Origin of the sequence: Empedobacter sp. UBA5036, from assembly GCF_002415215.1 — a bacterium.
Lineage (GTDB): Bacteria > Bacteroidota > Bacteroidia > Flavobacteriales > Weeksellaceae > Empedobacter > Empedobacter falsenii_B.
This window is the reverse complement of sequence record NZ_DICC01000054.1, coordinates 43,376-65,293: the sequence shown is the minus strand read 5'-3', so window position 1 is coordinate 65,293 and position 21,918 is coordinate 43,376. Positions and strand designations below refer to the sequence as shown.

23 protein-coding genes are annotated in these 21,918 nt (G+C 30.8%); 10 read left to right on the top strand and 13 right to left on the bottom strand.

What is annotated here, in order from left to right; all coding sequences use genetic code 11:
- Positions 1 to 23 precede the first annotated feature (23 nt).
- Together B4J88_RS10110 and B4J88_RS10105 are read right to left on the bottom strand one after the other, a co-directional pair.
- Positions 24 to 263 carry a helix-turn-helix transcriptional regulator gene (locus B4J88_RS10110; protein WP_219035088.1) on the bottom strand — a complete coding sequence of 80 codons (240 nt, stop codon included), beginning with the start codon at positions 261 to 263 and terminating at the stop codon, positions 24 to 26.
- A gap of 282 nt (positions 264 to 545) precedes the next feature.
- A complete protein-coding gene (locus tag B4J88_RS10105; RefSeq protein ID WP_291048991.1) occupies positions 546 to 1,241 on the bottom strand; it encodes a hypothetical protein in 696 nt (231 codons plus the stop codon).
- A gap of 174 nt (positions 1,242 to 1,415) precedes the next feature.
- Here B4J88_RS10105 and B4J88_RS10100 point away from each other — a divergent pair, with 174 nt between their 5' ends.
- Together B4J88_RS10100 and B4J88_RS10095 are read left to right on the top strand one after the other, a co-directional pair.
- Positions 1,416 to 1,889, top strand: coding sequence for a hypothetical protein (locus tag B4J88_RS10100; RefSeq protein ID WP_291067526.1), 474 nt, complete (start codon positions 1,416 to 1,418; stop codon positions 1,887 to 1,889).
- A gap of 87 nt (positions 1,890 to 1,976) precedes the next feature.
- Positions 1,977 to 2,474 carry a hypothetical protein gene (locus B4J88_RS10095; RefSeq protein ID WP_244957947.1) on the top strand — a complete coding sequence of 166 codons (498 nt, stop codon included), beginning with the start codon at positions 1,977 to 1,979 and terminating at the stop codon, positions 2,472 to 2,474.
- A 252-nt stretch (positions 2,475 to 2,726) separates the two neighbouring features.
- Here the strand turns inward: B4J88_RS10095 and B4J88_RS10090 are convergent, their stop codons facing one another.
- The gene (locus B4J88_RS10090; protein WP_219034896.1) at positions 2,727 to 3,776 is read right to left on the bottom strand and encodes an acyltransferase family protein; all 1,050 of its coding nucleotides are present in this window, start codon (positions 3,774 to 3,776) and stop codon (positions 2,727 to 2,729) included.
- Positions 3,776 to 4,381 carry an IMPACT family protein gene (locus tag B4J88_RS10085; RefSeq protein ID WP_219034897.1) on the bottom strand — a complete coding sequence of 202 codons (606 nt, stop codon included), beginning with the start codon at positions 4,379 to 4,381 and terminating at the stop codon, positions 3,776 to 3,778. The genes B4J88_RS10090 and B4J88_RS10085 overlap by 1 nt, the downstream gene beginning before the upstream one ends.
- Before the next feature lie 73 nt (positions 4,382 to 4,454).
- Here B4J88_RS10085 and B4J88_RS10080 point away from each other — a divergent pair, with 73 nt between their 5' ends.
- Positions 4,455 to 4,940 (top strand): hypothetical protein, encoded by a 486-nt coding sequence (locus B4J88_RS10080; protein WP_291052412.1) that lies wholly within the window; start codon positions 4,455 to 4,457, stop codon positions 4,938 to 4,940.
- A 41-nt stretch (positions 4,941 to 4,981) separates the two neighbouring features.
- Here the strand turns inward: B4J88_RS10080 and ribD are convergent, their stop codons facing one another.
- The 6 genes from ribD to B4J88_RS10050 are packed head-to-tail and all read right to left on the bottom strand — an operon-like array spanning position 4,982 to position 11,455.
- Entirely contained in the window at positions 4,982 to 6,034 is a 1,053-nt protein-coding gene (gene ribD, locus B4J88_RS10075; RefSeq protein ID WP_219034899.1) for a bifunctional diaminohydroxyphosphoribosylaminopyrimidine deaminase/5-amino-6-(5-phosphoribosylamino)uracil reductase RibD, read from the bottom strand.
- Positions 6,035 to 6,043: 9 nt separating this feature from the next.
- Positions 6,044 to 7,906: a DUF349 domain-containing protein gene (locus B4J88_RS10070; RefSeq protein WP_286495758.1), complete on the bottom strand. Its 1,863-nt coding sequence runs from the start codon at positions 7,904 to 7,906 to the stop codon at positions 6,044 to 6,046.
- Positions 7,907 to 7,960: 54 nt separating this feature from the next.
- Positions 7,961 to 8,698, bottom strand: a complete 738-nt coding sequence (locus B4J88_RS10065) for a shikimate dehydrogenase family protein (protein WP_219034901.1) — start codon at positions 8,696 to 8,698, stop codon at positions 7,961 to 7,963.
- The gene (locus tag B4J88_RS10060; RefSeq protein WP_219034902.1) at positions 8,695 to 9,372 is read right to left on the bottom strand and encodes a VTT domain-containing protein; all 678 of its coding nucleotides are present in this window, start codon (positions 9,370 to 9,372) and stop codon (positions 8,695 to 8,697) included. Before B4J88_RS10060 ends, B4J88_RS10065 begins: the two co-directional genes overlap by 4 nt.
- A 10-nt stretch (positions 9,373 to 9,382) precedes the next feature.
- Positions 9,383 to 10,693: a UDP-N-acetylglucosamine 1-carboxyvinyltransferase gene (gene murA / locus B4J88_RS10055; RefSeq protein WP_280062341.1), complete on the bottom strand. Its 1,311-nt coding sequence runs from the start codon at positions 10,691 to 10,693 to the stop codon at positions 9,383 to 9,385.
- A gap of 24 nt (positions 10,694 to 10,717) precedes the next feature.
- Entirely contained in the window at positions 10,718 to 11,455 is a 738-nt protein-coding gene (locus tag B4J88_RS10050; RefSeq protein ID WP_125349823.1) for a DUF4290 domain-containing protein, read from the bottom strand.
- Between the two features lie 359 nt (positions 11,456 to 11,814).
- Between B4J88_RS10050 and B4J88_RS10045 the strand changes: the two genes are divergently transcribed.
- Entirely contained in the window at positions 11,815 to 12,594 is a 780-nt protein-coding gene (locus tag B4J88_RS10045) for an amidohydrolase family protein (RefSeq protein WP_286495760.1), read from the top strand.
- Here B4J88_RS10045 and B4J88_RS10040 read toward each other — a convergent pair.
- Positions 12,506 to 12,949 carry a hypothetical protein gene (locus B4J88_RS10040; RefSeq protein ID WP_291067521.1) on the bottom strand — a complete coding sequence of 148 codons (444 nt, stop codon included), beginning with the start codon at positions 12,947 to 12,949 and terminating at the stop codon, positions 12,506 to 12,508. The two genes, B4J88_RS10045 and B4J88_RS10040, sit on opposite strands and share 89 nt — an antisense overlap.
- Between B4J88_RS10040 and B4J88_RS10035 the strand changes: the two genes are divergently transcribed.
- Together B4J88_RS10035 and B4J88_RS10030 are read left to right on the top strand one after the other, a co-directional pair.
- On the top strand, positions 12,949 to 13,146 hold the full coding sequence (locus B4J88_RS10035) for a hypothetical protein (protein ID WP_286495762.1): 198 nt from the start codon (positions 12,949 to 12,951) through the stop codon (positions 13,144 to 13,146). The genes B4J88_RS10040 and B4J88_RS10035 overlap by 1 nt on opposite strands.
- A 188-nt stretch (positions 13,147 to 13,334) precedes the next feature.
- Positions 13,335 to 14,213, top strand: coding sequence for an alpha/beta fold hydrolase (locus tag B4J88_RS10030; RefSeq protein ID WP_291052404.1), 879 nt, complete (start codon positions 13,335 to 13,337; stop codon positions 14,211 to 14,213).
- 77 nt (positions 14,214 to 14,290) lie between these two features.
- Here the strand turns inward: B4J88_RS10030 and B4J88_RS10025 are convergent, their stop codons facing one another.
- Both B4J88_RS10025 and B4J88_RS10020 read right to left on the bottom strand, forming a co-directional pair.
- A complete protein-coding gene (locus B4J88_RS10025) occupies positions 14,291 to 15,967 on the bottom strand; it encodes a PNGase F N-terminal domain-containing protein (RefSeq protein WP_219034907.1) in 1,677 nt (558 codons plus the stop codon).
- Positions 15,968 to 16,040: 73 nt separating this feature from the next.
- A complete protein-coding gene (locus tag B4J88_RS10020) occupies positions 16,041 to 17,207 on the bottom strand; it encodes an acyl-CoA dehydrogenase family protein (RefSeq protein ID WP_115000948.1) in 1,167 nt (388 codons plus the stop codon).
- A 141-nt stretch (positions 17,208 to 17,348) separates the two neighbouring features.
- Here B4J88_RS10020 and B4J88_RS10015 point away from each other — a divergent pair, with 141 nt between their 5' ends.
- From B4J88_RS10015 to B4J88_RS10000, 4 genes are all read left to right on the top strand, one after another.
- Positions 17,349 to 18,878 carry an aldehyde dehydrogenase family protein gene (locus B4J88_RS10015; protein WP_291067519.1) on the top strand — a complete coding sequence of 510 codons (1,530 nt, stop codon included), beginning with the start codon at positions 17,349 to 17,351 and terminating at the stop codon, positions 18,876 to 18,878.
- A gap of 12 nt (positions 18,879 to 18,890) precedes the next feature.
- Positions 18,891 to 20,180 (top strand): L-lysine 6-transaminase, encoded by a 1,290-nt coding sequence (lat, locus tag B4J88_RS10010; protein WP_291052399.1) that lies wholly within the window; start codon positions 18,891 to 18,893, stop codon positions 20,178 to 20,180.
- Positions 20,181 to 20,240: 60 nt separating this feature from the next.
- Entirely contained in the window at positions 20,241 to 21,020 is a 780-nt protein-coding gene (locus tag B4J88_RS10005; protein WP_291048964.1) for an HAD family hydrolase, read from the top strand.
- Positions 21,021 to 21,164: 144 nt separating this feature from the next.
- Positions 21,165 to 21,917 (top strand): GLPGLI family protein, encoded by a 753-nt coding sequence (locus B4J88_RS10000; RefSeq protein WP_291048962.1) that lies wholly within the window; start codon positions 21,165 to 21,167, stop codon positions 21,915 to 21,917.
- The last annotated feature ends 1 nt before the right edge of the window (position 21,918 follow it).

The window sequence follows — 21,918 nt, the reverse complement described above, 5'->3', positions numbered from 1 at the left end:
AGTTTTTTGGATATTGCCTTTATTTACAACGAATTACGACTTTCTATTCCCAAAGTATTGTAAATAACCTTTAAATGATATTTCACGGTATTCTCAGAAATATAGAGTTCAGTTGCAATTTCTTTATTTGTAAATCCTTTCTTCACTAATTCGATGATATCCAGTTGTCTTTCCGAAAGATTATAATCACTTAAAATGATTTTCTTTTCAACTTGATTTGCGTTATTCGAATGATTAATCAAATCAGAAAGTTTATTTCTCATCCGTTCATTTTCATTTTCAACAAGTTTTCTTTTTTCGATGTTTATCTTGTAGAATTTATAAAGAACAATTAATAATATGATTAGAATTGTAGAAATAATAACTAGAAATAATCGGATATTTTTTTGATTTCGAACTTCTAAATCATTTCGTTTATTAATAATTTCTCGTTCTAAATTTTGTAATTTTCCACTTTGATTAATTGCATCATAATCAGTTGCAAGATCATTTACAATTAATCTTGTTTTGTATGCTTTTTCCCAATCTTCATTCTGCGCATAATACTAAGTAAGAGATTCATACATATTCAAAATATAAAGTTTTATACTATAATGTTTTGCATAATACAAACCTTTGTTAAAAGCTTCTAAAGCCTTCTTATTGTCCTTTGTTTCTGTATATAAGTGTAAAAGCTTTCTATAAATATTAGGTAAATGTTTGGGAGATTTTTGCTTCAAAATTTCTATACCTTCCAAATAATCTTTTTCTGCCTGAATATAATTTTTATTTAAACTATTCATTGTGCCTAAAACAGAAATATAAAAGCCATAAGTTTCTGCATCCAAATATTTTAAATTAGATTTATTTACTTTTTGAAGCAATTCCTTAACCTTATCATATTTTAAATAATCAAATTGGATGAAGATTCGTTCAATTAAAACTCTTGTCTCAACTTCGACTTTATATTTCGAACTCTTTAAACCATATTTTTCAGCAACGTTTAAATTTTCTTCTGCTTCTGGATAATTTAATAATGTTTTATACGTAAGATATTTTAACAAATACAAATTATATAAATCGTAATTCGTTACGTTTTTAGAATGTATAATACTATCCAATTTGATAATTGATTTATCAAATGAACCAATTTCATTATAAGATGAAATTTTTTTCTTTAGAATTTCGGAATTTATAGTGTTTCCTGTCCCTACCTGGGTAAAAAATAGAGTAAAGAATATAAAAAGTGTTTTGTTATTCATTTTTATTATATAACTGATATTTAGTAAAGTAATTCAACTACCTGTAGGTAGTAATCGTTAAACTACCTCATAACTACTCCTGCAAAAATAGGAATTTAAGTACTGAATCCTAAAATTTGCAAAGAATTTATTTAGCACATAAATCTGGTGTTAATAGCTAATTATTTATTAAAAATGAAGATTATTTTATCTACTTTATTACTACTGTTGTGTAGTTTAGGTTTCTCTCAAAATTTGGATTACAAAAATTTAAAACAATTTATTGGAAATCGTGTAAATGAGTTAGAGGATTTTTATAAGGTTTCTTCTACATCTATTGAAGATAATTTTGGAAACCAAAAAGTAATGTACAATTCAGTAAAAATTGAACCATATACGTTGAATATTGAGGTTGAAACTGAAGGGAAAAATATAAAGCGTATTGTGGTCAAAAATTCTGAAAATAGAACAAGTTTCTTTAAAAATATTGCAGAAGAAATAGAAAAAGAAGCTCCAATTAAGAAAAACTATAAGACGTATTATATCTCTTTAGTTAAGAACTCTACAAAAAAGAAAATTTATCAAGAATCAATTGATCAATTAATTGATTTATTTATTGAAAAAACCGACCACCAATCTAAAAGAAAATTATGGTTTACTGGAATCTAGTCCTCTAAAAACCATAATTACAATCAACGAAACTGAAAGTATTTTAGAAATCAATTAAAATTAAGTCAATATTTAAAACAATTAACAATGAAAAACATTTTTATTTTAGGGTTAGGTCTTATGGCTTCGCTAGCATTTGGACAAGTAGATAAAATTTACAAACATTCTGGTGAGATTATCGAAGGTCAGATTAAGCGTGTGGGAGAATTTACAGTAGAATATACGTATGATGGAGAAGATGCTATACAGTCTTTGAGTAAATATTCTGTTAATAAAGTATTTTACGGGAAAAGCACTCGTATTGAGGATGTTTCTGATAAAATTGAAATTACTGACGATAAAGATTGGGGGAAAGTGATTATTTTGGAAGATAAATCTTTGGTTGCAGGTTTGAAAAAAGGAGATGATTTAAAATCTAAAACAGGTATGATTAACTTCAGAACTGGAAATGGAAAAGATGAGCGTGCAGAAAAAGTTTTAAAACAACAAGCTGCAGAAGTTAGATGTCCATTTATTCTACTATTATCTGATAAAATGACAGGTAAATCGGCAAAGAAAACAGGAAGTTGCTACAAGTACCAGTAATAGGATTACTAAGAACTTTTAACTATATAATGTACTATTAATTATTTGACAAATAAGTCGTGGTAACTCGCGGCTTATTTTCTTTTAAAAAATGAACAAAGAAATAGTGTATTCACGAAAACGCAAACGAACTACAAATTTTGGTTCAAAAAAAATAAATTACTTAGATATTTTGATTGTTGTTTCAATTATTATTGTCACAATCTCAGTTATAATCAACTATTTGAATTAATTTTTTAGAAATACTCGCTACTACTTCACTTTATCTTTGATCCACTTCGCAACGGGTTTCTCAAAATATTCAAACGTTAATGCACTTAAAATTAAAGCAATTACGAAATAAATTCCAATTTTCTGAAAATCATTGATTTTCGGTAAATATTGATTTCCATATTTTATCACAATCATATGAATCATATAAAATGCAAAACTAATTTCACCTAAATAAACCAATGTTTTATGTTGAAGAATTCTCGAAAAGAAACCTTTTTGTAAAGCAAAAATTAGGACAATTCCAACCATCGGAATCCAATAATAAATTCCGTAACGAAAAGCTCTCGCAACATCATTGTGGAAGTAGAAAAAGATTGCCAAAACAGCAATTGCAGCGATTTCTATTAAAGTTCCTCTCGAAAAATTGATAGGCGTATCTTTTATCTTTTTATAGATTTGACAGGTAATAATTCCTAAAATAAAATCGAAACTGCGAACAATTGGATTGATGTAAAAAATCGCTTTTTCCAATTTCATATTTGTTCTGAAATAAGGTTCTGCAAAAATAATAATCGGAATAATTAGTAATAAAATATATTTCAGTTTCGGGAATTTATGCAACCAAATCACATAAAAAGGAAACATCAAATAGAAAAATAATTCGGTCGAAATACTCCAGGAAACGTTATTAATAGAGAAATAAAAATCTTTTACCGGAATATAAGATTGCAATAAAAATAAGTTCGCACCTGCAATATCCCAATGAAAATAACCTTGCCAAACATTGATGATAACAAATGGTAACATGACACAAAAGGTTAGGACATGAAGTGGATAAATTCGAGCAATTCGCGCGATATAAAACTTCTTTTTATCAAAATTTGGATTGTCGATGACTTTCTTTTCGTAATTAAGCGCTATAACAAATCCGCTTAAAATAAAGAAAAAACCAACACCAAGATAACCTTCGAAAAAGACGTTATTTTTTAGATAATTATACCAAGCTAAATCAGTTTTTACAAACGTTAAATGGCTTAAGAAAACGACAAAAGCAAAGAAAAAACGTAAAGAAGTTAAGCTATTTAGCATTAGTCAATAATTTTAATTTCCATTTGATAATATTCGTCAAACATGCGAATAAATTCTTCCAATTTACTTTCTCTTACTGAAATTGTAAACATACATTTATCAGAAAAATGTTTGTCTTTAATTTCTCCAGAAATCCGATAGACATTGCGTTCTACAATTCCTTGTTGATCATAGTTAAAAACCATTTTCACACGTTTTGAAACAAATTTTTCTACAATATTTGCTTCTTCTAACACAACTTGTGCCGCATATTTATAGGCTTTTACCAAACCAGGAATTCCTAATTTTGTTCCACCAAAATAACGTACAGAAACAATTAAAACATTGGTGATTTCGCTTGATAAAATTTGATTATAAATTGGTAAACCAGCCGAACCATTTGGCTCACCGTCATCATTTGCACGATGATTTTTACCATCTATACCAAGAGCGTACGCGTAACAATGATGATTTGCATCGGGATGAATTTCGCGTAATTGATCCAAATAAATTTTGATGTCATCTTCATTTTCAATTGGATAAGCAAAATTAATAAACTTACTACCCAATTCTTTGAAAATTACATCTTCCACCGCTTTCTCGATTGTACGATAATTGTCCGTCATGTTGTATTGAAAAGTAGCGCAAAGATAGTTTAAATAGTACTTTTAAAGAAAAAAGGTTTTATATTTATGAATGATGAAAAAATTTAATATAAATGAAAGCTTATTTATTTTTATTCATACTAATGTGTTCGAGTATTCTTTTTGCCAGAGTATTTCAAAGAAGGAATTTAAAAGGATCATTAATAATTCAATGATAGATTATAATTATAGAATTATTACAGATAATCAAGATAGTATGTTTTACAAAACTGAAAATCTGAAGATTTATAATAGTTCAATTGGAAAATCTAAATTTCAATTTCGTCGTACAATAGAATTTAGATTTTTGAAAAATAATAAAGTAAATTTAATTGATTGCCAAAATTGTAATGAACCATCATTTTGCTATGTAACAAAAAAACAAAATATTTTTAATTATAAAATTGATAATGTTGGTGGGAAATTAATATTTAAGCTACAAAATAAATTTTATAAAATGAGTTTTCTTGTTGAATCAATAAATAACATAGAATTTGAGAAGAATAAATTTTCTGAAATAATTATTAAACGAAAATTTTAATAAATTCAAATAAATCATAAATAAAAAAAGAACCTTAAAATCTAAGGCTCTTCAATTTCTATTCTATTTTCGAAAATATTTAATTCATCATTCAGAAAACGATGTTTTTCAGTTCGTGTTCCTTTCAGTCGAGGAGCTAAAATTCCTTCATTCCAAATAGTATCCGAGCTCAAAATTCGTGCTTCATCCCACAAATCAGCATCAATAAAATGTCGTATGGTATCACTTCCACCTTCAATAATTAAGGATTGAACATTGTTTTCGTATAAATAATCCATCACTTGTGGCAATATTTTTTGCGTAAAATCTAATTGAACAAGTTCTAAATTTTCTTCAGAACAATTTTCAATCGAATTGAAAATTACAGTAGGTTGTGTTTGATCAAACAAATGGAAACTTCTCGGAATCGCTAAGTTTTTGTCAATCGCAATTCTCAACGGATTATTTCCTTTCCATAATCGTGTGTTAAGTTGTGGATTATCAATCAAAGCGGTGTTTTTTCCAACCAAAATAGCTTGTTCTTCCGTTCGCCATTTATGTACTAACTGTTTTGTATATTGGTTTGTAATCCACAATTGTACATCATCACGCCCCATGTATCCGTCTTCTGTTTGCGCCCATTTTAAGATAATATATGGACGTTTTTTCTGATGAAATGTTATAAAACGCTTATTGAGTTTGATACATTCTTTTTCCAAAACACCAAGCGTTACATCAACACCATTTTTCAACAAACGTAAATAACCTTGCCCATTTACTTTCGCAAAAGGATCTAAAGTTCCAATTATGACTTTTGGAATTTCTTTTTCTATAATCAAATCCGCACAAGGAGGCGTTTTTCCGTGATGCGAACAAGGCTCTAACGTAACATATAACGTAGATTCTTTTAATAATTCTTGATTTTTAACCGAATTAATAGCGTTCACTTCGGCGTGCGGTCCGCCATATTCTGACGTAAAACCTTCGCCTATAATTTTGTTGTTATGTACAATAATAGAACCAACAAACGGATTAGGATATGTTGTTCCTAACCCGTTTGTTGCAATTTGTATACAACGAGCCATATATTGCTCATCGATAGATTGTTGTGTCATGCCTAAAAATTATGCATTAAAATCAATATTGAATAATGTTTTCAGTTTGATTTCTGCTTCAATTAATTTTTTACGTTTATCGTCAATTTGTTTGTAAACGTCTTTTAATAAAGGATTATTCTCATTTGCATTCGAAAAGAAATGTACATTATTATCCAATTGATTGATTTCTTTTTCTAAATCCTCAATTATTTTACGTGTTTTTCTAATCTCGTCATCCAATAAATTTCCATTATTTCCAGATTTTACTTTATTGACAAATGATTTCAACTTATAATCGTTCAATTCATTTTTAGAAAGATTTAAAGCATCTAATTTTTTGTGGTAAACATCTGTAAATTCTTGATTGATTGAAGTTTTTTCTGATGGAACTTTTCCTAAACTTGTCCAATTATGTTGGATTTCTTCTAGTTGTTTCAACGCCTCTTCTTTGTTTTCAGAAATCGTTTGATTTTTGAAATCGTCTAAGAAAGCTTGTTTCTTTTCTAAATTTTGTTCCATTTTTTGATTCGCTTGTTCGTGACGTTTTTTGTAACGATCAAAGAATTGATTACATGTATCTTTGAATTCTTTCCAGATTTTGTCTGAATTTTTTCTTGGAACATGTCCAATTTTTTTCCAATCATTTTGGATTTTTTTAATCACTTGTACAGAAGCATTCCAATCCGTGCTTTCCGTATGTTGTTTTGCAATTTCTAACAAAGCCAATTTCTTTTCAAGATTCAGTTGTTGCTCTGATTTTAGATTTTTATAGAAATCATTTTTGATGTGATTAAATTGTCTTGTCACTTCTTTGAAAGCTTCCCAAGTTGCAGAATTTTTATCTTTCGGAACACGTCCAATTGTGATAAAGTTCTCACGCAAAGAGTTTATTTCAGAAATAGCTTTTTGCCAATCGCCATGCGATTTTGTTGTTGCTTGCTCAGAAATTTCTTTGATACGAGCGATAATTTGATTCTTCTTTTCTAAATTATCTTTTTGCTCTTGTTTTATTTTTTCATTCAATTCCCCTTTACGGTCATGAATTTTATTTGTTAATTCTTTGAATTTTTGCCACGTTGGTTCGCGCAAATCTTCTTGTACAGGGACGGCTTCTTCTTTCCATAAACGATGCAAATATTGCAATTCATTCAAAGCTTTTTGCACGTTTTGCTCTCCAATTAATTCTTCTGCACGTTTAATAATCGATTGACGAACTTCCAGATTATGTGCATAATCCAATGTTTGCAATTCCTTATTCATATCCAAATATGTGTAGAAATTATCTAAGTGGAAAAAATAATTTTTGAATACATTTTCAGCATTTTTGCTCGGAATTCTTCCTGCATTGTGCCAACGAGTTTTTAACTCACGAAATTTCTTGAACATTGCCGCCGAAGAATCACTTGGTTCTTGATACAAGGCTTTCAATTCGTCAATAATTTCTAAACGTTCCTTTAAATTATCAGATTCCTTTTTTTCGTTTTCTTTATGAAAAACTGCTAATTGATTTTTAAAATCGTTGTAAACAGCGTTAAATTTTGCTCTAAAAGATGTTTCGTATTTAAAATCTAATTCATCACCACCTTCACTTAAGAAAGCTTCTTTTTTTGCAGCTTCATCTTCTTCTAATTTAGTTTTGAATGCATCACGAATTTGATTAAAATGCTCGCGAATCTCTTGAACATCATATTTGCTTAATAGATTTTTTGCTTCGTTAATCAAAACATCAAAACTAAATTTTTCGTAATCTTTGAACGAAATATCGCTTATTTTTTCTTGGTTCGTTAACTCTACCGTTTTGTAAGATTCCGTGTTAGAGTCGTTTGTATTTGCAGGTTTAGGTAATTGTTCTCCGTCTGCATTTTGCAGGTTATCCATTTCAGTATTCATAAGAAATTAAGTTTTGTTTCTCAAATCTAATAAAATTTGAGGACAATATCAAGTCTATTTTGTACGATTATTCCAAATTTCCCAAGCTTTTTCGGCTTGTAGAACCAACATTTCGTGACCATTTTTTATTTTGGCTCCATTTTGTTGACCATTTTCTAAAAATTTTGTCAATGGTGGATTGTAAATCAAGTCGTACAATAAATGATTTTCGTTGATAAATTGGTAGGGTAGAAGTGGAGCGATTTCAGTATTTGGAAAAGTACCAGCTGGCGAACAATTCACAATAATTTGATGATTATGAATGATTTCTTTATTTAATTCATCATATGAATAATGATTTTCAGTTTTTGTTCTTGAAACTATTTTATATTCAATTTTCAATAAATCAAGAATATAAAAAACCGCTTTTGCAGCACCTCCATTTCCTAACACCAATGCTTTTTTATGATGAGGTTCTAAAATAGGTTCTATCGAATGATGAAAACCATAACAATCTGTATTATGCCCGATTCGTTTTCCATCTTGTATCAAAACTGTATTAACCGCACCAATTGCTTTAGCTTCTGGTGATAATTCGTCCAAAAATGGAATGATTTCTTGTTTGTAAGGAATTGTAACATTAAAGCCCACTAAACCTTCGGTTTCGAATACTTTTTCTACTTCATCGATTTGCTGTAAATCAAAAACATTGTAGACAGCGTCTACAATGTTTTCGTTTTTAAATTTTTCAGCAAAATAAGATTTAGAAAATGAATAGGAAATATTTCTTCCGATTAATCCAAATTGTCTCATTCTTCTGTTTTATTTTTATTGAATTGAGCTTTCACAATTCGGATAATCAACGGCATATTCGCCAATAATATAATTCCGAAAATGAATTTCTCTAAATTATTTTTTACAATGTCAAACTGACCTAATGTGTGTCCCAAAAGAGAAATAACACCAACCCAAAGTACCGCGCCTATAAAACTATAGGTAATAAATGTGCGATAATTAAGGTTTGTAACACCGCAAATAAATGGAATTATTGTACGAACAACAGGCATAAAACGAGCGATAATAATTGCTTTTTTACCATTTTCGTTAAAAAATTCTGTTGCTTTTTCGATATGTTTCTTTTTAAGAAACCACGAGTCTTTTCGTCCTAAAATCCAGCCACCAAATTTTCGTCCAACATAATAATTTACGTTATCACCAAGAATTGCTGCAACCATCAGTAATGGAATAATATATTCGATATGCAAATGGTTTTGATCATCGCTTGCTGCAATCATTCCAATCGAAAAGATTAGTGCATCTCCAGGTAAAAAAGGCATTAAAAATGACATGATAATTAAGCCTGTTTCAGCAAAAATTATCAAGAATAAAATAGCATATATCCAATAACCGTAATTATTGATAATGTCCATTAATACCTTGTCTGGGCGTTGAACAAAATTAGTGATAAACTCAATAATAGATTGCATTTTTTATTTTTTAAGCTCTAATTATATCAGCTCCAATAGCACGTAAACGTACATCGATATCTTCATAACCACGGTCAATTTGATCGATATTATGAATAACAGTTTTTCCTTTTGCAGAAAGGGCAGCTATCAATAAAGACATACCAGCACGAATATCTGGAGAAGTTAATTCGGCTCCTTTTAAAGGAGTTTCGTGATTAAGACCAATAACAGTTGCGCGATGTGGATCACATAAAATAATTTGCGCTCCCATATCAATTAATTTATCCACGAAGAATAAACGAGACTCGAACATTTTTTGGTGGATCAAAACACTTCCTTTTGCCTGTGTTGCAATTACCAAAATAATTGACAATAAATCTGGCGTAAATCCTGGCCATGGCGCATCAGAAATAGTTAAAATAGAACCGTCAATAAAACGCTCGATTTCGTAATGTTCTTGAGCTGGAATATAAATATCGTCATCGCGACGTTCTAATTTGATTCCTAATTTTCTGAAAACATCTGGAATAACACCTAAATTTTCCCAGGAAACATTTTTGATTGTTAATTCAGATTTTGTCATGGCTGCTAAACCAATCCAAGATCCAATTTCGATCATATCTGGTAAACATGTATGTTCAGTTCCGCCTAATTTCTCAACTCCTTCAATCGTTAAAAGATTCGAAGAAATTCCAGAAATTTTAGCACCCATTCTGTTCAACATTTTACATAATTGTTGAATGTAAGGCTCACATGCAGCGTTGTAAATGGTTGTTGTTCCTTTCGCTAAAACTGCAGCCATAATAATATTTGCAGTTCCAGTTACAGAAGCTTCTTCTAATAACATATAAGAACCTTGTAATCCTTTTTCGTCCACTTCTACACCGTAGAAATCTTCGTCAGGATTGAAACGATATTTTGCTCCTAAAGCAAAGAAACCTTCGAAGTGCGTATCTAAACGACGACGTCCAATTTTATCTCCTCCTGGTTTTGGCATAAAAGCTTCTCCGAAACGAGCTAAAAGTGGTCCCATTAACATGATCGATCCACGTAAGGCAGCACCATCTTTGCGAAATTGTTTTCCTTTTAAATAATCTAATCGTAATTCGTCAGCTTGAAAAGTGAAATCTCCTTTTCCATTTTTTTGTGTTTTTACGCCTAAATCACCCAAAATTTCAATCAAACGATTGACATCTCGGATATCTGGAATATTTTTAACACGAACTTGTTCATTGGTTAATAAAACCGCACATAAAATTTGTAGTACTTCATTTTTAGCACCTTGCGGAGTAATTTCTCCTTTCAAAGGTTTCCCTCCCTTTATTTGAAATGTAGCCATTTAGTTGTATTAAATAGTTTTGATTTAACCTTTATTGTTTCGAACGTTTTGGTTTCGATTGTTGTTATTTTGATTATTTCGGTTATTGTTGTTTTGACGATTATTCGAATTTTGGTTATTATTTCGATTGTTGTTATTTTGATGATTACGATTATTGTTTTGGTAACTTCTATTGTTTTGATTGTTGTTTGAATGATTATTATTCGAATTCAAACGATCAGGTGAAACCAAATGATCATCAACTTTTCTCAAATCAATTTTACCATCAGATAATTCGTACAAATGATTAAAAATAACTTGATCGTCAACTGTATCTTTATTCCAAAGTAAATAACATTTTTTCATGTGATTGGCAATCGCAAAGTACAAACCTTCGCGTTTTTCACCTTCTGCCCACGTTACAGCAACATCAATCATTTTACGAATATTATTTCCGTAATATCTGTATTTATAGATGCTTTTTGGATATTCTACTTTATTTGGTTTACTATTTACCGTATCTTTTTTTGTCGGAATTGGATAAGGAGATTTTACATCCAAATCAAATTCTGCCATGATAAAAAGTTGATCCCAAAGTTTATGTTGAAAATCTGGTACATCGCGCAAGTGAGGATTTAATTCTCCCATTACTTCAATTATAATTTCGGCAAATCCGTTGCGTTCTGTTTCGTCTGTTATTGTTTTACAATGATTTACCATTTCTTGAATATGACGACCATATTCTGGAATAATCAATTGCGAACGAAGTGTATTATATTCCATTAAATTTTCTAATGTATTGGTTACAAATTTACAAAATTCTATCCGATTATTTGGGTAGAAAAGGTGTATTGATTGCTAATTTTTTATTAAATTTTATTCCTTAAAAAACGATTATAGTCGGAAGAAGATAAGCCGTAAAACAAGATTTTGTCTATTTAATTCAAAACAGTTAAAAATCTTTATCACCAAGGAAAATTAAGTTAAAACCTTTTGGTTGTCAACAAATATAGTATTTTCTTTTAATAAAAAGTAAATTTGGGTTTTTGTTTGAATGATTTAAATGAATATATTTTTAATTTAAACTTTATCCTCAAATTACACGCATTCAACGTATCTTTAGGGCAATTAAACAATAAATTATGAAAATAAAGTCGATAATAGCACTTTTTTTTCTCGCTACCACTTTTACTTTTGCTCAAACAAAACAGATTTTAATTGAAAATGTTAGAATTTTAGATCATCAAACTCAAGCATTAACATCGCCGATGAATGTTTTGGTTTCTGGGCAAAAAATTGAAAAAATTAGTTCTGCAAAAATTTCTTCACCTAATCAAGACGTTGTAAAAATTAATGGAGGAGGAAAAACGTTGATGCCAGGTTTGATAGATGTTCATGTACACATGGTATTTGGTTCATTGACGATGGCGCAAATGATGTCGCCAGATATGTCCGAAGAAATGTTAATGAATAAGGTTGGCGAAGCTTCCCACAAAATGTTGATGCGTGGTTTTACGAGTGTTCGTGATGCTGGTGGGCCAATTTTTCCCTTGAAATTAGCCATCGATAAAGGTAAAGTTGCAGGGCCTAGAATTTGGCCTTCGGGTGCAACGATTAGTCAAACAGCTGGTCACGGAGATTTTAGAACTCCTGATGAACGTTCGCGTCGTTTTTTTGGTAAAGCATCTCGTGCAGAGGAATTAGGAGCTACTTTTATTGCTGATGGAAGAGATGAAGTTTTGACTGCAACAAGAGAGAATTTACGTTTTGGTGCGAGTCAAATCAAATTAATGGCAGGTGGAGGAACGTCTTCTGCTTATGATCCGATTGATGTTACACAATATACTTTTGACGAAATGAAAGCTGCAGTTGATGCTGCTGAAGATTGGGGAACGTATGTAATTCTCCATTATCTTGCGTAACCATCTTTAAAATTTCGGCATTTGTAAACCATTTTTGAAGACGTAATATGTAACTATTTTGATCATCATTCAACTCAGGTTCAAACAAGAAATCCGTTCCCCATGCAAGCTTCACACCAAGTTTTTTTGCTAAAGGCCAAACTTTATCTTGACCATCCAAAACTGGTTTACGTTTTTCTTTTCGCTGCTCGTCCATGTTTTCATTATTATCCATCAAATTTTGAAGGCTTAACCAAACTCCTTTTTTGGCAAGAATTTTTAATGTTTCTTCATCTAACATTTGACCATGCTCAATTGACTTCACTCCTGCTTCCACAGCACGTTGCATAGCTCTCGGCGTATAGGCATGTACCATTGTTGCAATTATCTGGTTTAAGAAGTCCATATCCAGGGAAATTAGGCGTTGTTGAAGAACAAGCTTTAGCCGATTTGATTTTGGTTGATGGAAATCCGTTGAAAGATTTATCATTAATTGCTAATCCTGATAAAAATTTTTTAGTGATTATTAAAGATGGACAGATCTATAAGAATACAATTAAAACTAAAAAGTAAAATTATCGTACATCATAAAAAAAACGAGGTTAATTTTTATTTTACCTCGTTTTTTTAGTTGTAAAAATTAGAAATTTTAGATCTTATTTATTAGCTTGAAATTTGTTGAAAAAGTCAATGGTTTATTTATAAAAAATATTGATTTTGAATGAGTAAAACTGTAAATTAATAATTAAATCTTAATAAAAATGTCAATACTAGAAAATATTTATTATAGAGTAATTCTTCCAGAAGATGAGATTAAAGCAACACTGATAATTGTCCATGGTATGCAAGAACATAGTGGGCGATATGAGAATTTTGCAAAGTATTTGACGGACAAAGGAATTCTAGTTTTGTTATATGATCATTTAGGACATGGAAAAACAGCGAAAATAGAAGAAGATTATAGTTTTTTTAGTTTAGATAGTCCAACAGAAAAACTGATTGAAAATACTAAAATTATGGTAAAATGGTTAGAAGATCAATATCCTTTATTACCACATTTTATTTTGGGGCATTCAATGGGATCGTTTATAACACGTTGCCTACTTCAAGAATATGGAAATCATTTTGATGGTGCTATAATTATGGGAACAGGAGGTAGAATTCCTGGAATTAAATTATTGAGTAGTTTTTTAAGTCTTCTAAATAAATTGATTCCTCATAAAAGAAGTAAATTACTTAATATTATTTTTTTAAAATCAAATAATAAATATTTTAAAAATGAAGAAAATTTTTATGAAACTAATTGGCTTAGTTTAGATGAGTTAAATCGTTTAAATTTTCTGAAAGATCCTCTTTGTGGAATACCTTTCACTGTTAATGGTTTTTATACTTTGATTAATTTAAATATACAAGCAACAAAAAAGAATTGGACAAAAGCTATACCGCAATCTTTACCTATTTATTTTGTGAGTGGAGCAGATGATCCAATTGGTGATTTTGGTAAAGGAGTTTTGCAATCGTATAAAGATTTAGAGCAAAATGGTTTTGAAAAAGTTTCAATAAAATTATATCCAAACTTGAGACATGAAATATTGAATGAATCTATTAAAGAGCAAGTTTATCAAGATATTGTATTGTAGATTGGTTAACGGTTTTGATAAATCATAAAAAAATAGAGCAAAAAGACGTTTAATAAATCTTTTTGCTCTAAAAAAAACTATTCTCCTAAAAGAACACCAGAAACATTCCAATAACTGAAACTATTTCCTTCAGGTTTTCCTTGCGGTATTTTTACTTGTATACTATGTTTTCCGGCTTTTAAATTGCCTAAATCTATGAAGTATGGATTTGTGATTGTTCCAGGACACCAATTAGAACGGCTATAATCTGATGATGATAAACCATTATCAAAATTACCAGAAGCAGGATTATAAGCGCGATACGAACCACAATCTTGTCTCCAAGGAACTATATTAAATACTTTTTGTCCATCAAGAAAAATACTATTTTCTTTTGGAACAAACTCATCTCCATTTTCCCAACCGCCATGTCCAGTTGTTGTAAATCTTAATTTAGCATTGTTGTAATCTTCTTTCAGCGTGAATTCTACCGTAAAACCATTCGGATTTTCGAATAAAGTAGGGTATTCTTGTCCAGCCATTTCCATCACATTTGCAGTGTTGAAAATTGGTAAAGCCTTTTTAATTGGCATTGTTGTAGAACCTGATGGATGAACAGAAATATTGGCAGAAATAATATGTCCGCCTTGATCATAATTTCCAATAAAGAAACCGATTAAAACCTCTTGATTAGATAATAAACCTTGGAATTCTGTGATTTCTTGACGATATTTTGCTTCGGTTTCCCAAGTTTGATTTTTTAATTGAATATGATTGAATTTTTTGATTCCAAAAGGTGTGAAAAATCGCATTAATTCTATCGTTGGTGAATAATTTTCAGTTAAAAAATAACCTTGATATTTTTTATTATTTGCTGATGTATAAATTGGTAATTGATTGATTCCTTTTTGTAAACCATCCATAAATGTAATTTTAGAATCACGTGGAATCAAAAATACAGAACCTGTTCTATCGTAAGCATCACCATTTGATTGTTGCGAAACATTTAAGAAAACTTGGCTTCCTACTTTAATTTGAGGAATTTTAATTTTTCGAATTACAACAGTTCCATTTGCAAAGCGATAAATTGAATCATTTGACGAAAAATCTTTACTAAAATTAACTTGTTGATGTGATAAAAGCGGAATATCGACAAATTTACTTTTCCAAATAATATCTTTATATGTCAATAAATCAACTCGATTTTGATGCAATTCTTTTTGAATAAATTGACTTGGAATCAAATCTTTTTCACGTTCTATTTTTGAAGCTCGAATGGTTGAATTATTATTTCGAGTAAGTTCTAAAACAAACCCCAAATTCATTCCAACCATTGTTGGTGAGGCATTCAAATCCATATTGTCAACAAACCAAACGTCTATTGTATTCGAATTGATATTTGTCGTCGCCTTTTTACAACGTAAACCTAAAATTCGTTTCGTTTCTTTAGAAATTGTGAAAACAGATTTATTAAACGCAACCGAATCATTTGTAATGATAGAATTAGTCGGATCAAATTGTGTAATCAAGGAAATAATTGATGGATTTGTTTTGGTATAATAAAACATTTCATCAGGATAATTTGATGAATAACTAAAACTTTGTTGCTTTCCAATAACTGTTTCTTTTGTATTAGCAATAACTTGTATGGGGTTATTTTCTTCGACTTTTTTTCCATTCGAAAAGCGTTCATACGTAATTTTGTAGGTTTCCTGCGCATCAAGAATAATAGCCTGAATACAAAAAATAATAAGTAGAATTGATTTCAATTTCATGTGTGATAAAATAAAAAAGGTTTACAAACGAATTGTAAACCTATAAAATTATCTGATTGTATGGAAAAATATCTTACACAAAAGCATTAATTCCTGTCACATCTGCGCCAGTTATTAGTAAATGGACATCATGTGTTCCTTCGTAAGTGATTACAGACTCAAGATTTGCAGCATGTCGCATCATAGGGAAATCGCCTACAATTCCCATTGCACCAATGATTTGTCGTGACTCTCTCGCAATATCGATAGCCATTTTTACATTATTTCGTTTTGCCATTGATATTTGTTCAGGCGTTGCTTTATTTTCGTTTTTCAGTGTTCCTAATCGCCAACATAACAACTGAGCTTTCGTTATTTCTGTAATAAATTCAGCTAATTTTTTCTGCTGTAATTGATAAGAAGCAATCGGTTTTCCAAATTGTGTTCGTTCTAATGAATATTTTAAAGCTGATTCGTAACAATCAATTGCAGCACCAATTACACCCCAAGAAATTCCGTATCTAGCAGAATTTAAACAAGATAATGGTCCGCGTAAACTACTCACTTCTGGTAAAATTTGAGATTCTTCAATCTTCACATTTTCGAAAACTAATTCACCTGTTTTTGAAGCTCTTAATGACCATTTATTCAAAGTTTCTGGTGTTGTAAAACCTTGCATACCGCGTTCTACAATTACACCACGAATTTTTCCTTCTTCATCTCTTGCCCAAACAACTGCAATATCACAAATTGGTGAATTTGTAATCCACATTTTTGCTCCATTTAAGATATAATGATCACCATTTTTTGTTAAACGAGTTTCCATTCCGCCTGGATTTGAACCATGATTTGGTTCAGTTAATCCAAAACTTCCAACGAATTCTCCTGAAGCTAATTTTGGTAAATATTTGCGTTTTTGTTCTTCTGATCCAAAAGAAAAAATTGGATACATCACTAACGAAGATTGTACTGATGCAGCAGAACGAACAGCCGAATCGCCGCGTTCTAATTCTTGCATGATTAATCCGTACGACATTTGATCCAAGCCTGCACCTCCATATTCTTCAGGAATATAAGGTCCTAAAGCACCAATTGCACCTAATTTTTTCATTAAATCTGGAATATCTTTATGATGTTGCGCGGCATCATCTATCACAGGTTTTATTTCGTTATCCACAAAATCTCGAACAGATTGACGAATTAATTTATGTTCTTCGGTTAATAAATCATCAATCTTAAAATAATCTGTAGTTGAATTCATTTTATGCGGTTTTATTTTATTAAATCTAACGATTATTCATTAAATTAAAAATTATTCTGAATAATATTTATTAAAAATTTTAATTTATGAAACTTTTGACTAATTTAGGTAAAAGTTAAAAACACAAAATAACACAAAAAAATGATAGAAAACGAATTAAAAGAATTAGGTATTTCTTCCGAAAATCTTGGAACATCAACAGGAAATACTTGGTTTGGAAAAGGTGAAGAGCTTTCTTCTTACTCGCCAGTAGATGGAAAATTGATTGGAAAAGTAAAATCATCAACAAAAGATGATTATGAAGAAGTGATAAAAGAGGCACAAGTTGCTTTCAAAGAATGGCGAATGCTTCCTGCTCCGAAACGTGGAGAAATTGTGCGTCAATTTGGAGATAAACTTCGTGAGAAAAAAGCTTCCTTGGGAAAATTGGTTTCGTACGAAATGGGAAAATCCTATCAAGAAGGTTTGGGTGAAGTGCAAGAAATGATTGACATCTGTGATTTTGCAGTTGGATTATCGCGTCAATTATATGGTTCGACAATTCATTCGGAAAGACCTTTGCATCGCATGTACGATCAATATCATCCGCTTGGAGTTGTCGGCGTTATTTCTGCCTTCAACTTTCCAGTTGCTGTTTGGTCTTGGAATACGTGTTTAGCGATGGTTTGCGGTGATGTTGTTGTTTGGAAACCAAGTGAAAAAACGCCTTTATGTGCAGTTGCATGTCAGCATATTTTAGCAGAAGTTTTAAAAGCAAATAATATTTCAGAAGGAGTTTCTTCTTTGGTGATGGGCGATAAAACAATTGGAGAATTGATTGCACAAGATTCCCGTGTGGCTTTGGTTTCTGCAACAGGTTCTACGCGAATGGGAATTGAAGTGAATAAAGTTGTTGCAGCTCGTTTGGGTAAAACAATTTTAGAATTAGGTGGAAATAATGCGATTATTGTTACACCAGATGCTGATCTAAAAATTATGTTGACTTCGGCTGTTTTTGGTGCAGTTGGTACGGCTGGACAGCGTTGTACAACAACAAGGCGTTTGATTGTTCATGAATCGATTTATGATAAAGTAAAAGAATCGTTAGTAAATGCTTACAAACAGATAAAAATAGGTAATCCGTTGGATATAGCAAATCATGTTGGACCGTTGATTGATAAACATGCGGTTGAAATGTATTCAAAAGCATTAGAAAAAATTAATGAAGAAGGAGGAAAGATTATCGTTGAAGGAGGAATTTTAGAAGGAAATGGTTTTGAAAGCGGTTGCTATGTAAAGCCTGTTATTGCTGAGGTTGAGAATCATTTTGATATTGTTCAACATGAAACTTTTGCTCCAATTTTATATTTAATCAAATATTTTGGAGATGTGTTAAATGCAATTGAAATTCAGAATAATGTGGCACAAGGTTTATCGTCTTCTATTATGACAAATAATCTTCGTGAAGCTGAATTATTCTTGAGTCAGCAAGGCTCTGATTGTGGAATTGCAAATGTAAATATCGGAACTTCTGGAGCTGAAATTGGCGGCGCTTTCGGTGGAGAAAAGGAAACTGGAGGTGGGCGTGAGTCAGGTTCGGATGCTTGGAAAGCGTATATGCGACGACAAACGAATACAATTAATTATTCGACAGAAGTGCCATTGGCGCAAGGAATTAAGTTTGATTTTTAAAAATTTACAGAGATGAGTACAGTACACGAAAGATTAGCAAAACATATATTGGCAGATGGATATCCGATTGTAATGGATATGGATAAGTCGCATGGATCCTATGTTGTAGACGAAAATGGCATTGAATATTTGGATTTATTTTCAATGTTTGCTTCGACTGCGATTGGTTATAATCATCCACATTTGATGGCGAAAATAGATTTTTTAGGTCGAAATGCAGTCAATAAACCTGCGATGTCAGACATTTATACAAAAGATTACGCCGATTTAATTGATACATTTGAGCGTGTAGCGATGCCGAAAGAATTGCAATATTTATTTTTTATTTCTGGTGGAACATTGGCAGTAGAAAATGCATTGAAAACGGCTTTTGATTGGAAAACAAGATTAAACTTTTCGAGAGGAATTGAGAAAGAAGCAAGTGATGTTATTCATTTTAAACAAGCTTTTCATGGGCGTTCTGGTTATACATTATCGCTAACGAATACGAAAGATCCTCGTAAATACGAATATTTTCCAAAGTTTGATTGGCCAAGAATTGAAAATCCAAAACGAATTTATCCTGTTACAGAAGATAATTTATGCAAGGTTGTTGAGGCTGAAAAACGTGCGATTGAACAAATTGAAAATGCTTTAGAAACACGCAAAAATAAAGTTGCTTGTATTATTATTGAGCCGATTCAAGGTGAAGGAGGAGATAATTATTTTCGAAAAGAATTCTTTCAGAAATTGAGAGAAATTTGTGATAGAGAAGAGATTTTATTGATTTTTGATGAGGTACAAACAGGAATGGGAATGACTGGTAAAATGTGGGCTTTTCAGCATTATGATGTGATTCCTGATGTGATTTCGTTTGGAAAGAAAACACAAGTTTGTGGAATTTTAGCGAATAAAGAAAAGTTAGATCAAATTCCGAATAATGTTTTCAAGGAATCAAGCCGTATTAATTCGACTTTTGGTGGAAATTATATCGATATGTTGCGTTTCAAATTAATTTTAGAAGTGATTGAACAAGAAAAATTAGTTGAAAATGCGGAAGAGAAAGGAAAATATATTTTATCAAAATTGAATGAAATCGCAAAAGAAACGAAGAAAATTCATTCGATTCGTGGATTAGGATTGTTCATTGCGTTTGATTTTTCATCAGATTTGGATCGTTCAGAATTCATCAAAACATGTTTCGAAAATCATATGATTATTCTTCCTTGTGGTGAAAACTCGGTGCGAATGCGTCCTCATCTCAATATTTCCGAAGAAGATACCAATAAAGCAATAGAAATTATTAAATTAGCATTAAAATAAACAGCAAAAGCAACCAAACAAAGGTTGCTTTTTTAATTTTGTAAAAGATAAAACTAAAGTATGATAGATTCTTTTTTCTTCGATTTTGACGGAACATTACAAGGTTTTGAAAACCATGAAATCAGTGATTCGACAATCGAAGCGTTGAAATTATTGAAACAAAAAAACAAAAAAATATACATCGCAACAGGACGAAATATGGTGGATATGCCTGAGCATATTTTTGATTATGGTTTTGATGGTTACATCAATAATAATGGAGGAATGTGCTCCGACGAAAACCGTCAATCATTTTTTGTAGATTACATCAACCCTAATGATATAGAGGCTTTGTTACAATATGATGATGAAAATCCTTTCTCATTTTCGTATATGACGAAAGAAGCGTTTAGTATCAATCGTGTGAATGAGAATGTAGAAAAATCGTTTGCTTATTTTGGAATGGAACTTCCAGAAGTGGTTGATCCTCGAACTTTGCCGAAAGATAATATTATGCAAATGAATTTTTTTGTGAACGAAGAACAAGAAGATTATTTGATGAAAAATGTGTTGACAAACAGTGTAGGAACACGTTGGATAGAATATTTTGCTGATATAAATCCGAAAAATATTAGTAAAATGCGTGGAATAGAGCGAATGGCTGAACGCGATAATTTAGATTTAACTAAAACAATGGCTTTTGGTGATGGTGGTAACGATATTAGTATGTTGAAAGGTTGTAAAATAGGCGTAGCAATGGGCGATGCGAAAGAGAATGTTCGTGAAGCGGCTGATTATTATACAACTTCTGCAGATAATCACGGAATATGGAATGCACTGAAACATTTTGAGGTAATTTAGAAACTTATTTTAATTTTTAGAAAAAAAATCCAGCCTAAGTTGGATTTTTTTTCTTTTCACAATGTTGTGTTAATTACGCATTCTATTGTTGTAGAATTAAAAAATAAAAATTATTTTAGAGTATTAATTAAAAACTACAATATAATGAAACAATTATTACTAGCTGGATTTTTACTTTTTTCGAATTTTGGTTTTGGGCAAGAAAAGCTTATTGTCGATTATAAATATGATATAAAGCATGATGAAGAAAAAATAAAGGAGTTTGAAAGAGAGCAAGCACAAAAAGGAGGAGGTACAATAAAAATTGGAGGGTCTCCAAATATTTATTATCAATTAGAATATAGTGATCATCAGTCCGTTTACAAAAAAATAGAAACCATTAATAATGATCAAAATGGTAGCTCTATGGGGGCTTTTTCAATTAATATTGGAGGAGAATATAAAGCTTTGATTAATGAAACAAGTAAGAAAGAGTTTCGTCAAGAAGTCGTTTTAGATAAACAGAATTTTATTGTGGTTACGCCATATAAAGACTATGAATGGAAAATTACAGATATTGAAGATACGATTTTGGGTCACAAAGTAAAAAAAGCTATTGGTAATGATAAAGGCAAGCAAATAGCAGCTTGGTTTGCACCAGATATTAAGGTTGATGCAGGACCAAATCAAGTGAATGGATTGCCAGGTTTGATTCTGAAAACGGTGAGCGAAACGGGTGGTAAATTTGGTTCGATTATGACTTATGAAGCGGATAAAATTACCTTAAATCCTAAGAAAATGTCTAAAACTAAACCTATGAAAGGTGAAGAAATAACACAAGAAGATTTTAAAAAATTGCAAGATGAATCTCGTCAAAAAATGAGAGAATCTTTTTCAATAGGAGTGGATAAAAAATAAT